Source organism: Polaribacter marinaquae (genome assembly GCF_038019025.1).
In the GTDB taxonomy this organism is placed as follows: domain Bacteria; phylum Bacteroidota; class Bacteroidia; order Flavobacteriales; family Flavobacteriaceae; genus Polaribacter; species Polaribacter marinaquae.
Genome location: NZ_CP150496.1, coordinates 2,609,973 through 2,622,962, shown reverse-complemented (window position 1 = coordinate 2,622,962; position 12,990 = coordinate 2,609,973). Strand labels below are relative to the sequence as shown.

Here is a 12,990-nt window from a genome sequence, read left to right as displayed (position 1 = left end):
AAACAAATTCTTATTAATTATTCTTGTAAAAAGTTTTCCAAACGCCTACTTTTTCGCCTTTAAAATACTTTCCTTTTTTCTTTATTTTACCTTTCTTGTCGTAGGTTTTCCACATCCCGGTTTTTAATCCATTTTGGTAAACACCAGTTACTTTTACCTCACCTGTATTATAAAACTCTACATACTTACCATCTTGCTTACCTTTAACAAAATAAGATTCTTTGGCTTTTTTACCAGAGATATAATAATCTATAATTAGTTGCTTTTTAGTTTTATTTTTTGATGAAACCCTGTAATAAACAGCATTTTCTTTAGTTGTTATATTTCCGTTTGCATCAAACCAAATCTTATCTTGTGCTAAAGTTAAAAATGATGAAAAGAAAAAAAACAATACTAAAATAAACTTCATAATATTAAAATTAGGTTACTTTTTTACTGCTCCTAAACCTACAGTATCATAAATATACTGCTTTTTCTGACAGTAGTTTACCAAATCTTCTTCGATAAATTTGTTTACCGCATCTTTTTCGTTTTCAGGATATAGAACATGCACATTTGCGCCGGCATCTAAAGTAAAACAAATATTACTCTCGTTTTCGGCTCTGTACTTCCAAATTTTATTAATAATTTCCAATGTATTTGGCTTCATTAAAATAAAATACGGATTACTCGTTAACATCATTGCGTGTAATGTTAAAGCTTCACTTTCAACTAAATTTACAAAAGCCTTTATATCTCCGTTTTGTAAAATGTTAGATATTTTCTCTAGATTTTCATTTGCTTGCGTAAATCTATTTTCTGCATACGGATGATTGTGCATTAAATTATGACCAACCGTACTAGAAACAACTTTTTCGCCTTTATCTACTAATAAAATAGCATCTTGATAATTTTTAAAAACCGGGTGAACTTCATACGGAAATTGAACTCCGAATAAATCAGAACTTCCTTCAATTTCAGGATGCGCTCCCCAAACCACCAAAGGCCCTTCGATACTTCTACTAGCGCTTCCAGAACCCAAACGCGCTAAAAAAGATGCTTTTTGATTTATAAAATCTTTTGATAAATCAGGATTTAACTCTTTTTCTAAACTCATTAAACACATAGCAATTGCACTTAAACCACTTGCCGAAGATGCAATTCCGCTAGAATGCGGAAAAGAGTTTTCTGATTTAATTATCATCTTATAATCAAATATATACGGACAATACTTTGCTACTCTATTAAAAAACTCAGCAATTTTTGGTTTAAACTCTTCCTTTTCTTTTCCTTCAAAAAATAAATCAAAATCTACTTTTTCAGAATTTTCTGATTTTAAAAAATCTATTGTAGTAATTGTATGACAGTTATTTAGCGTAAAACTTATAGAAGCATTTTTAGGAATTTGAGGATTGCTTTTTCCCCAATATTTTACCAACGCAATATTACTTGGTGTTTGCCATGTAAAAGTTGCCTTTTCTATTTTTTCTGAAAGTATTTCTGGAATAAATTGTGTCGTATTCAAAAGTCTAAAATTTGCATCAAAGATAAAACTATTTCTATGAAATTTCTGTCAACTTTTTAAGTACATTTTCTTTGTAAGTTCTACTAATAGGAATCGCATTTTTACCAATCTCTACAAATTCGTTTGTGTAAGAAGTTGCTTTTGTAAGATTTACAATAAAAGATCTATGAATTCTAAGAAAGTTTTTAGCGGGTAATTTCGTTTCAATATTACTAATTGTTTCTCTTGTTGTAATTACCTTATCTTTTAAATGAAGTTTAATATAATCAGACAAACTTTCTACATAAAGTAGTTCATCAAAATTAATTTTTAGCATTTTTCTATCAGATCTCACAAAAATAAAATCATTCTTTACAAGATTTTCTTCTGATGAAATTTCTGAAGAAACTTTAGAGTTTTGATGAAACAACTTATTAATTGCTTGCAAAAAACGGTCAAACGAAATCGGTTTTAACAAGTAATCTACCGCTTGTAAATCGAAACCATCTACAGCATATTCTCTATAGGCAGTTGTAAAAATAATTTTAGATTTTTGGTTGATAGATTTCGCCACAGACAATCCAGAAATGTCTGGCATATTAATATCTAAAAAGAAAATATCTATGTTTTGAGTATTTGAAACTTGAAAAGCTTCTATTGCATTCTTACAAGTTGCTATCAATTCTAAACTAGGTATTTTAGCTACATAAGAAGTTAAAATATCTCTTGCTACAGGCTCATCATCAACAATAACACAAGTAATTTTTTTCATATTAATTATTTTGAAAATCTTCTAATTGAATTTTTAAACTTACGCTAAAAGTTGCTTCTTCATCTTGAATTTTAAGCTGATGTTTATCTGGATACAGCATTTGCAATCTTTTTCTAATATTATCTATACCAATACCAACATTTGAATTAACATCATTTTTTGATGGATTTTGAATTGTAAAGACCAATTCATTATCAGTTACGCTAAGCTTGATATCAATTTCTAAAAAACCATTGCTTATTTTACCATGTTTAAAACTATTTTCTGCAAAAGGAATTAATAACATTGGCGAAATCTCTATATTTTCTGTTAAAATATCCTTTTGAAAATTTACTTTTAAAGAATCATGAAAACGCATTTTCTCTAAAGAAATATAATCTTCTAAATGATTAATTTCTTGCTGCAAGTTAACTTTAGGTTTTTCTATTTGATATAAAATATAGTCTAATAAGTTCGATAATTTTAAAATCATTTCTGGCGCTTCATCTCCTTTTTGTAAAGCAAAACCATAAATTGTATTTAAAGAATTAAATAAAAAATGTGGATGAATTTGCATTTTTAAAAACTTTAATTCTTGTTCTTTTAATTGTAGTTGAGTCTGTAGAAATTTAGTCTTTAAATCTTCTGTTTTTTTTTGATCTAAATAATTAAATAACATTAATCCTATCACAATTGAAAACAAAACAACCATATAAACTCCAAAAACTATAAATGGTAAACCTTTAGTTAAAGGAATTACAGTTATTTTATCAGATGCATCTAAAAAAATAAAACCAAATAAAATTGATAAAATTATAGCACAATTAGAAATTATAAACGTGTAAATACTGTAAAGAAAAAATAAAAAATATTTCTTTTTTTGAAGATAAAAAGGAAACAAATAATACAGAAAAAAATAACTTGTAGCAATTGTACTTGGCATTAAATACCATGAAAATGAATTTACATAATTTACATTTAAGCTACCATAACCTAAAAAATAAGTGTAAAAGAAATAGACACCAACCCAAAAAATGATATGGCAAAAAGCAGTAAATAATAATTTTATATATGAATTCATTGTTTTAAATAATTTACCAATATCATATATTTTTTAAAAACTCAGAAGTTTTTAAGGCAAAATACCAGAAAACGAACCTTTTCTACCAAATTAAGTTATTTTTGTTAAAACCCCTTGTTATTTGGTTGTTTACTAATTTTAAATAATCAAACATCGTTTTTTAAAAATTTGAACTTCTATTTAAAATACATTTGATTCATATTAATTACTAAAAACAACTTATTATGAAATTATTACCAATGAATTTATTAAATGATGGCGGACCATTATTTATGTACACAATTTTAATCACCTTAATTATTTGTGTTCTATTAACAATAATAGTATTACTTAAAGGCGATAAAAACGATAAAGGTCTAAAATTGATTAAGTCTATAAGTTTGTTTGCTTTGGTTTGGGGATTTTTAGGTATGATGCTTGGATTAATGGGAGCATTTCAAGCTCTTTCAATTTCCTCAGGTTTTTCAACTAAAATCTTAGCAGGAGGATTGAAAATTTGTTTGTATTCTCCTATTTTTGGTTCTTTAACTTTTCTAATTGCACGTTTAGGCATTATCGGTATAATTATAAAAGAAAAATAATCGACTTCTTTTTTTTATTGAAGTTCCTACCCATTTCATTCGATAAGAAATGGGTATTTTTGCATCACATGAAAACCAAAATAGTTTTTTTATTATTAAATGGCGAAAAGCCAAAAAAACTGCCAAATCTATCTAATTACGATATTATTTGTGCAACCGATGGCGCTTATCAATATTTAAAAGAAAAAAAAATTACACCAAATTTTATTACGGGAGATTTTGATTCTTTAGAGAGTTTACCAACAGAAATTGAAGTAATAGAAACACCAGATCAAAATTTTACAGATTTTGATAAAATGCTACAAATCTTATCTGACAAAGGTTTTACAGCTATTGATATTTACGGAGCAAGCGGTAAAGAACAAGATCATTTTTTAGGAAATTTACACACCACTATTCAATGGCAAGAAAAGTTAAAACTTACTTTTCATGATAATTATGGTCGTTATTTTTTAGCTGATAAAAAAACAGTTCTTAATAACTGTAAATATAAAACCGTTTCTTTAGTTCCTTTTCCTGAAGTTAAAAACATTACCACTAAAGGACTACAATATTCTTTAAATAATGAAGATTTAGTTTTTGGAGAAAGAATTGGCACAAGAAACAAGGCAATAGAAAACAACGTAGATATAAGTTATACTTCTGGAAACTTATTTATTTTTATAAACGATTAAATTATGAGCAGAAAAATAAAATTATTGTGGGATTTTAGAGGTGAAGACGCAAAAGAAACTGCCAAACACCACACAATACACTTAAAAGAGTTTGCAGAACTAGAAAAATTAAACTTTCACGAAATTGATATTATAGAGCAAAACCCAATGCTTTGTGCTGCATTTATAACGGTTGATGAAAAAGACATGAAAATTTACAGAGACGCTCTAAAACCACAAAGAGGTGAAATTGCCTAAAAATTCATAGTAACACCAAAACTTTGTGGTGTTACTTGTAAATTCCAAACCACTTTTTTCTTAAATCTTTGGTCATTATATTTTTGATCATATTTTGTATCTAAAAATCGATCTATGGCTTCAACAATAAAAATACTTATTGCTGTAGAAAATGCAACATCAGAAATCCAGTGAAAACGATCTATAATTCTTGCAATACCTGGTATTGAGCCAATGGTATACAAGCCTGCTTTTATCCACGGACTTTCAAAATGTTTAGCAATTGCATAAGCATTTGTAAAACCTAACATGGTGTGTCCAGAAGGAAAAGAATCATAATTAAAAACCCTATCTATATGAAAAGGATCAAAAGAACTTTTACCAACATCTATTCTTGGTCTTGCTCTACCAATAATTCGTTTAGAAACTTGTTGTAATAATCCCGAAGCAGCTGCAGACGATATCAATAAAACACCAGTTCTTCTTAATTTGGGGTTTTCTGTAAACAAACCTGTTAAATACACAGCACCAGTTAGCATAAAATTGTTATTCGGACTACCAATATCATTGCCATAGTTTGTTAACCATCTTGGTACATCGTTTCGCCAACCATTTGCCCAATTATCTACATTATCATCTATTACATACAAAGCTGCTGTTCCTGCTGCTACATATCCTAAATTTGCAAAATCTTTCTTTTTCCAATACAAGGGTCTAGTATATGCATAGCCCATTCCGCCGGCCATATTACCTAAATCATAGGTAAATTTTTGCCAAAAATCTCTATCGCTATCTTTTCTTAAATTCAAATTAATAGAATCTTTCTGACCGTAAGAAAGTCCGAAACTAAGAAGAATTACAAATGCTATTAGTTTTTTCATGAATATTTTTATTGATATAGCTTTTTGTTGTTTAATTTAAAAATGCACAAACTTCGCTGTAAAATTGCTTCGGATTTTCTGCATGTAACCAATGTCCGGAATTTTTAATTGTAGCAATTTTTGAACTTGGAAAATGTGCTTCTATAATAGCCTCTTCATCTTCTGTAATATAATTTGATTTTTCTCCTTTTAAAAACAAAGTTTCTTTATCGAATACAGTAAATGGAGGCAATGCTGCACCAACTTCTGGATTATTTATTGTTAGAGATTCTAAATTAAATCTAAAAGCTAATTTACCTTTTTCTACCCAATAGACGTTTTTTAACAAAAACTGACGAACACCTAAATCTGGCACTAAGTTTGCCAACTTGTTATCAACCTTACTTCTAGAATCTTCTACTTTAAAATCTATCGAATTTAATCCTGCTAAAATAGCATTATGATGCGGTTGGTATTGCCTTGGTGAAATATCTACAACAATTAGTTTTTTAACTAAATCTGGGTAAGTTACAGCAAATTGCATTACTGTTTTTCCGCCCATAGAATGCCCTAGCAAATAAACTTCTTGTAGATTATGATGTAAAATGTATCGATGTAAATCTTCAACTAAAACTTCGTAATTAAACTCATCTTCATGAAAACTTCTACCATGGTTTCTTTGGTCTATTAAATGCACCTCAAAATCTTCTGAAAACTTATTTCCAAGAGTTTTCCAATTATCTGACATACCAAAATAACCATGTAAAATTAACAAAGGAAAACCTTCTCCTTTTACTGTGGCATGTAATATTTCTTTAGACATGTAAGTTTTATTTAAGATTGAAGCTATTTTAACTTGTGTAAATACATGTTTACAACATTTTCTAAACCTAAATATAGACTTTCTGCTATAAGCGCATGCCCAATTGAAACTTCTGCTAAGTTTGGTATATTTTCTTTAAAAAACTTTATGTTATCAAGACTTAAATCATGACCCGCATTTATACCCAAACCTAAATCATGTGCTAAAATCGCTGCGTTAGTATAAGGTTTAATTGCCTCTTTGTTTCCTAAATCGTATTGTGTTGCAAATTCTTCTGTGTATAATTCTATTCTATCAGTACCTGTTTTAGCTGCAGCTTCAATCAGTTTTAAATCTGTATCAATAAAAATAGAAGTTCTAATACCATTTTGTTGAAACTCTTGAATTACTTCTTTTAAATAAGATTGATGTTTTATGGTATCCCAACCAGCATTTGATGTAATAGCGTCTATTGCATCTGGTACAAGTGTAACTTGAGTTGGTTTTGTTTCTAACACCAAATCTATAAAAGATTGTATCGGATTTCCTTCAATATTATACTCTGTTTTAACCACAGAAACCAAATCTCTAGCATCTTGGTATTTAATATGTCTTTCGTCTGGTCTTGGATGAATTGTGATCCCTTGTCCACCAAAACTTTCAATATCTGCTGCTACTTTTAGTAAATTTGGCACATTTCCGCCACGAGAATTTCTTAAAGTTGCTATTTTATTAATATTAACACTTAACTTTGTCATCGTCTTAAATTAGACAACAAAGATAAATTATTAAATCATTTTATCCTATATTCGTAAAGCATGAATATTACAGACTATATACTAAATGAAATAAAGCCTTTAAGCTTAAAAAGCAGTGTAAAGGCTGCACAAAAATTGTTCGATAATTTTCCGATAACACATTTTGCCGTCGTAGAAAATAATAAGATTTTAGGATGTTTTGCGCAAGACGACATACAAACAATAGAAAATAAATCTGACGAATTAGTTGGTTATGCACATTTGTTAAATTCTTTTTTTGCCGATGAAAAAGCAACAGTTTTAGAACTTTTAAAGATTTTTGCTGATAATGACACAACGATTATTCCGGTGCTTAATAAAGAAAAGGAATATATTGGTTATTACGATTTATGTGATGTTTTAGATGTTTTTTCTACAAGTCCTTTTATGATAGAAGACAGTGAAACTTTAATTATCGAAAAAAATGAAAATGATTATTCGATGAGCGAAGTATCGCAAATAGTAGAATCTAATGGCGGTAAATTATTAGGTTTATATGTTTCTGAGAAAAATCAAGGCAATGTACAAGTAACTTTAAAAATTAAAGCAGAAGACATCAATGAAGTTATGCATACCTTTAGACGTTATGACTATAAAATAATTTCTACGCATGAAAACGATATTTATTTAGAAGATTTAAAAAACAGGTCTGATTATTTACAGAAATATCTCGAAATGTAATTTCTAAGAAATTATTAAAAAAGAAAAGCAAATTAAAATATTAAATATTTTACAAATTTGAAAAAAGTAGCAGTTTACGGCCAATCATATTCTATATCAGCAGAAAAAGAAATTCAAATTCTCTTAAAGATTTTAGAAGAAAATAATATCGAATGCTTTATTGAAGAAAAGTTTTACAACTTGCTTGTAGAAGGAACAATTCTTGATAATAAATACAAAACATTTTCTCATTTTAGAGATTTAAACAATTCTTTCGATTTGATGTTTACACTTGGCGGAGACGGCACAATTTTAAGAGCTGTAACCTACATTAGAGATTTAGACATTCCGCTTTTAGGTATTAATACAGGTCGATTAGGTTTTTTGGCAACCATCAACAAAAACACAATTAACGAAAGTGTAGAGTTAATTTTAAAAGAAGAATATACAACTCAAGAAAGAACTCTTTTAGCTGTTAAAACGGCACCCGAAACAAAAGAATTTTCTGAACTTAATTTTGCTTTAAACGAAGTTACAATTGCTAGAAAAAACACAACTTCTATGATTGGTGTAACAACCAATCTTAACAACGAATACTTAACAAATTACTGGGCAGATGGTTTAATTATAGCAACGCCAACAGGCTCTACTGGTTACTCTTTAAGTTGCAATGGCCCTGTGATTTCTCCGGATTCTAAAAACTTAGTAATTACACCAATTGCACCACACAATTTAAATGCAAGATCGATGGTAATTTCAGACCAAACTTCGATACAATTAGAAGTAGATTCAAGAGAAAAAGACTTTTTAATTTCATTAGATTCTAGAATTACAACAGTTTCCGAAAACACAAAAGTTTTTATAGAAAAAGCACCATTCACCATAAAAAGTATCATTCCAAATAATCAATCTTTTTTACAAACTCTTAGAAGCAAATTGCTTTGGGGAGAAGACACAAGAAACGCAACAAATCTTTAACGCACTAACTACAATAAAACCTAAAAAAAAAGGTTATTCAAAAAAGACTGAGTATTAACTTTATAAAGCAAATTGAAATTCCTATATTTGCTCGCTATTTTTTAGAATGAAAAAAAGTATTTTATTTATCGTATTTTTTAGCCTATCTGCAATTATGTTTGGGCAAGTGTATGAAATTGGTGTTTCTTTAGGAGGCACAAATTACGTTGGTGATGTTGGTAGAACCAATTACATATACCCTAATCAATTAGCAGGTAACGCTTTTTTTAAATATAATTATAATCCTAGAATTGCTTTTAAAGGCACACTTTCTTATTTACCAATTAAAGGAAATGATAAGAATGCAGATACAGATTTTAGAAGAAATAGAGGATTAAATTTTACAAATACAATAGGTGAAATTGCTTTAGGAATGGAGTTTAATTTTTATGAATATGATATTTCATCAGAAAATAAAACTTGGACACCATACATTTTAATTGAGCTTGCAGCTTTTAATTACTCTTATATTAGAGAACAAACTACTGCAGGAGAAGATCTTTTTGATAAAAAAACATCTTTTGCGATACCAATAGGTTTGGGCTTTAAGTCTAAATTAAGTGGTAATTTTGCATTTTCTATAGAAAGTAAATTTAGATATACTTTTGAAGATGATTTAGATTATCTAACAGAAGACAATTTAAATTACAATATAGAAGGTAATAGTAATGATTGGTATATGTTTACCGGAGTATCTTTAATTTATACTTTTGGTAGACCCGCTTGTTACACACAAGGATTTTAAAATATGGATAAAAAACTACGTATCGATTTACAAAGAGTTCCAAAACACGTTGCCATAATTATGGATGGTAATGGACGATGGGCAAAAGGTAAAGGAATGAATAGGATTTTTGGTCATAGAAATGCACTTAACGCAGTAAGAGACTCTGTTGAAGCTGCAGCAGAAATTAATATAGAAGCAATTACTTTATACGCTTTTTCTACAGAAAACTGGAACAGACCAAAATTAGAAGTAGACTCATTAATGACTTTATTAGTTAATTCTTTAAAAAAGGAATTACCAACTTTCATGAAAAACGGAGTTAAGGTAAATGCTGTTGGATTGATAACAAGTCTTCCTAAAAAAGCACAAAAAGCTCTTAAAGAAGTATTTGAAGAGACAAAAAACAATTCTAGAATCGTATTAACTTTGGCTTTAAGTTATGGTTCTAGAGAAGAAATTGTTAATACAATTAAAAATATATCTAAAAAAGTTGTTAATAAAGAACTTAATTTAGAAGAAATAGATGAAAATACTATAAATAATCATTTATATACATTTAATTTGCCGGACGTTGATTTAATGATAAGAACTAGCGGAGAACAACGCATTAGTAACTTCTTATTGTGGCAGTTGGCATATGCCGAACTATATTTTACAGATGTACTTTGGCCAGATTTTAGAAAAGAGCATTTTTATGATGCAATTATAGATTACCAGAATAGAGAACGAAGATTTGGAAAAACAAGCGAACAAATTACAGAATAAATTTTTTATGAAATTATTTTCTGCAGCAATAGTGTTTACAGCACTATTTTCTACTTACAGCGCAAATGCTCAAGTTAAAAAAGATAGTATATCTATAATTAAAAAGGATACCATATCCACTAAAAAAGCTTCGTTCGTTAAAGGACAAGAATACATTTTAGGCGGTATTACTGTAACTGGTCTTCAAAAATTTAGCGAAGAAACAGTTCGAGTTTTTACAGGATTAAGATACGGGCAGACAATAAAATTGCCTGGAGACAAGCTTACAAGTGCTATTAAAAAACTTTATGAAAGTGACCAATTTAGTGATGTAGATGTCTATTTAGCAAAAATTGATGGTAATACAGTATACCTGCAATTAGATGTACAAGAATTACCTCAGCTAAATCAAGTTAAAATAAACGGAATTAAGAAGTCTAAAGCCAAAGAACTTTTAAAAGAAACCGAATTAAAACTTGGTAAAATGGTAACAGATAACTTGTTAGTTACCTCTAAAAATTATTTCAGAAAAAAATATACAGATAAAGGATTCTTAAAAACAAAAGTATCTTTAGATGTTCAAAAAGATACTTCGGATATTAATATCGTAAACATGTCTGTGTTTATAGATAAAGGGAAAAAAATTAAAATTAAAGATATCAACTTTAATGGAAATGACGCTATTTCAAATAAAAAATTAAGAGGTGCCATGAAAAACACCAAAGAGAAATTTTTTGGTCGTTTCTGGAAAGGATCTAAATATATAGAAGAAGATTATCAAGAAGATTTAGAAAGCATTTTAGATCTTTATAGCAGACAAGGTTATAGAGATGCTCGTATTTTAAAAGAAGGAATTTCTTGGAATGATGATAATACAATAGACATTAATATCGATTTAGAAGAAGGTAGACAATATCGTTTTGCAGAAATATTATTTGTTGGAAATAAAGAGTATACAGACGAGCAATTACAGCAAGTCTTAAGGATTGAAAAAGGAGACATTTATAACGGTGCTGTTTTAAAAGAACGTGTTAGCGGAGACGGAAGCCCTACTTCTTTTGATATTTCTTCGGAATACCAAAACAACGGTTACTTATTCTCTCAAATTAATGCAGTAGAAACTAAAGTAGAAAACGATTCTATTACAGTAGAAATTAGAATTAGAGAAGACGAAAAAGCAAGAATTAAAAAGGTTACTGTTTCTGGTAATGACAAAACAAATGATCATGTAATTTTTAGAGAATTACGTGTAAAACCAGGAGATTTATTTAGTAGAAGAGAAATTATTAGATCTATTAGAGAAATAGGTCAGTTAGGATTTTTTGATCAAAATGTAACACCTGATGTAACGCCAAATTACGGAGATAAAACTACAGACATCAATTTTAACGTAATTGAAAAAGGTGGTAGTCAAATAGAATTACAAGGTGGTTATGGTGGTGGTTCTTTTATAGGAACATTAGGTTTATCTTTTAACAACTTTTCTATAAAAAACATTTTTAATAAAGAAGCTTACAAACCATTACCAACCGGTGACGGTCAAAAATTATCTTTAAGACTTCAATCTAGTAGAACTTTTAACACATATAGTTTTTCTTTTACAGAGCCATGGTTTGGTGGTAAAACTCCAAAATCTTTATCATTTTCTATTTATCAATCAAATCAGTTTCAGTTAGACCCTCAAACTTTTGATGTAGACAGAAGTAGAAAACTAGGTATTACAGGTGCTTCTATTGGTTTAGGACAACGTTTAAAATGGCCAGATGATTTCTTTCAGTTATCACAAACAATTTCTTACCAAAGTTTTCAATTAAAAAATTATGGTTTTAGAGTTGGAGACAATGTTTTAGACAATGGTACATTAAATAACTTATCTTATAATATTAACTTAACAAGAAATTCTTCAGGACCAAGTTTAATTTTCCCAACTTATGGTTCAGAATTTTCTTTCGGAATTAAAGCGACACTTCCATATTCTTTATTCACAGATAAAGATTACAATCAACCAGATAATTTAACTGCAGAAGAGCAAAATGACTTTTTAGCAGATAAATATAAGTGGTTAGAATACTATAAATTAAACGCTAAAGGTAAATGGTATACTTCTTTTACAGATAAATTAGTGTTGATGACGAATGCTGAAATGGGATTCTTAGGATTTTATAGTGATAAACTAGGTCAAACACCATTTGAACGTTACTTTGTTGGTGGAGACGGTATAGCTCAATTTCAGTTAGACGGTAGAGAAACAGTAGGTTTAAGAGGGTATGAAAACAACAGATTATCTTCTATTTCTGGAGGTACTATTTATAATAAATTTCAATTAGAATTAAGGTATTCTATTACAGATTCACCATCTGCATCTATTTATACTTTAGGTTTCTTAGAAGCTGGTAACTCTTATGACAATTTTAGAACATTTAATCCGTTTAACGTAAAAAGATCAGCTGGTTTAGGTGTAAGAATTTTTATGCCTGCATTTGGTTTATTAGGTATCGATTTTGCTCATGGGTTCGATCCATTACCTGGTCAAATAGAAAAATCTGGTTGGCAAACACATTTTATTATCGGAAGACAATTCTAAGAAAACTGTACAT

General features: G+C 28.8%; 15 protein-coding genes. 8 read left to right on the top strand and 7 right to left on the bottom strand.

From position 1 onward, the window contains the following. Positions 1-13 precede the first annotated feature (13 nt). Genes WG950_RS11860 through WG950_RS11845 form a run of 4 tightly spaced genes read right to left on the bottom strand, consistent with a single transcriptional unit; the run spans position 14 to position 3,315 of the window. Complete coding sequence (locus tag WG950_RS11860) at positions 14-409, bottom strand: hypothetical protein (protein ID WP_340932621.1); 396 nt, start codon at positions 407-409, stop codon at positions 14-16. Between the two features lie 15 nt (positions 410-424). Beyond that, a complete protein-coding gene (locus tag WG950_RS11855; RefSeq protein WP_340932620.1) occupies positions 425-1,504 on the bottom strand; it encodes a diphosphomevalonate decarboxylase in 1,080 nt (359 codons plus the stop codon). Between the two features lie 34 nt (positions 1,505-1,538). Beyond that, positions 1,539-2,255 carry a LytTR family DNA-binding domain-containing protein gene (locus WG950_RS11850; RefSeq protein ID WP_340932619.1) on the bottom strand — a complete coding sequence of 239 codons (717 nt, stop codon included), beginning with the start codon at positions 2,253-2,255 and terminating at the stop codon, positions 1,539-1,541. Position 2,256: 1 nt separating this feature from the next. After that, positions 2,257-3,315: a sensor histidine kinase gene (locus WG950_RS11845; RefSeq protein ID WP_340932618.1), complete on the bottom strand. Its 1,059-nt coding sequence runs from the start codon at positions 3,313-3,315 to the stop codon at positions 2,257-2,259. A 224-nt stretch (positions 3,316-3,539) separates the two neighbouring features. Here WG950_RS11845 and WG950_RS11840 point away from each other — a divergent pair, with 224 nt between their 5' ends. From WG950_RS11840 to WG950_RS11830, 3 genes are all read left to right on the top strand, one after another. Then, positions 3,540-3,896, top strand: a complete 357-nt coding sequence (locus WG950_RS11840) for a MotA/TolQ/ExbB proton channel family protein (RefSeq protein WP_340932615.1) — start codon at positions 3,540-3,542, stop codon at positions 3,894-3,896. A 68-nt stretch (positions 3,897-3,964) separates the two neighbouring features. Continuing rightward, positions 3,965-4,570, top strand: coding sequence for a thiamine diphosphokinase (locus tag WG950_RS11835; RefSeq protein WP_340932613.1), 606 nt, complete (start codon positions 3,965-3,967; stop codon positions 4,568-4,570). A 3-nt stretch (positions 4,571-4,573) separates the two neighbouring features. Next, a complete protein-coding gene (locus WG950_RS11830; protein ID WP_077810063.1) occupies positions 4,574-4,807 on the top strand; it encodes a hypothetical protein in 234 nt (77 codons plus the stop codon). On the opposite strand, the gene WG950_RS11825 is transcribed toward WG950_RS11830, so the two are convergent. From WG950_RS11825 to WG950_RS11815, 3 genes are read right to left on the bottom strand one after another with little or no spacing between them, the layout of a single operon-like run. Next, positions 4,804-5,667: a phosphatase PAP2 family protein gene (locus WG950_RS11825; protein WP_340932610.1), complete on the bottom strand. Its 864-nt coding sequence runs from the start codon at positions 5,665-5,667 to the stop codon at positions 4,804-4,806. The two genes, WG950_RS11830 and WG950_RS11825, sit on opposite strands and share 4 nt — an antisense overlap. 31 nt (positions 5,668-5,698) lie before the next feature. Next, on the bottom strand, positions 5,699-6,469 hold the full coding sequence (locus tag WG950_RS11820) for an alpha/beta fold hydrolase (protein WP_340932608.1): 771 nt from the start codon (positions 6,467-6,469) through the stop codon (positions 5,699-5,701). Between the two features lie 23 nt (positions 6,470-6,492). Next, entirely contained in the window at positions 6,493-7,206 is a 714-nt protein-coding gene (locus WG950_RS11815) for a pyridoxine 5'-phosphate synthase (RefSeq protein WP_340932607.1), read from the bottom strand. 60 nt (positions 7,207-7,266) lie between these two features. On the opposite strand from WG950_RS11815, the gene WG950_RS11810 reads away from it, so the two are divergent. The 5 genes from WG950_RS11810 (at position 7,267) to bamA (ending at position 12,977) form a co-directional block, all read left to right on the top strand. Next, positions 7,267-7,926, top strand: a complete 660-nt coding sequence (locus WG950_RS11810) for a CBS domain-containing protein (protein ID WP_340932605.1) — start codon at positions 7,267-7,269, stop codon at positions 7,924-7,926. Between the two features lie 57 nt (positions 7,927-7,983). Further along, entirely contained in the window at positions 7,984-8,883 is a 900-nt protein-coding gene (locus tag WG950_RS11805; protein WP_340932603.1) for an NAD kinase, read from the top strand. A gap of 106 nt (positions 8,884-8,989) precedes the next feature. Beyond that, on the top strand, positions 8,990-9,667 hold the full coding sequence (locus WG950_RS11800; protein WP_340932602.1) for a DUF6089 family protein: 678 nt from the start codon (positions 8,990-8,992) through the stop codon (positions 9,665-9,667). 3 nt (positions 9,668-9,670) lie between these two features. Then, positions 9,671-10,414: an isoprenyl transferase gene (locus WG950_RS11795; protein WP_079737259.1), complete on the top strand. Its 744-nt coding sequence runs from the start codon at positions 9,671-9,673 to the stop codon at positions 10,412-10,414. A 7-nt stretch (positions 10,415-10,421) separates the two neighbouring features. Further along, the gene (gene bamA, locus WG950_RS11790) at positions 10,422-12,977 is read left to right on the top strand and encodes an outer membrane protein assembly factor BamA (protein WP_079737260.1); all 2,556 of its coding nucleotides are present in this window, start codon (positions 10,422-10,424) and stop codon (positions 12,975-12,977) included. Positions 12,978-12,990: the final 13 nt, after the last annotated feature.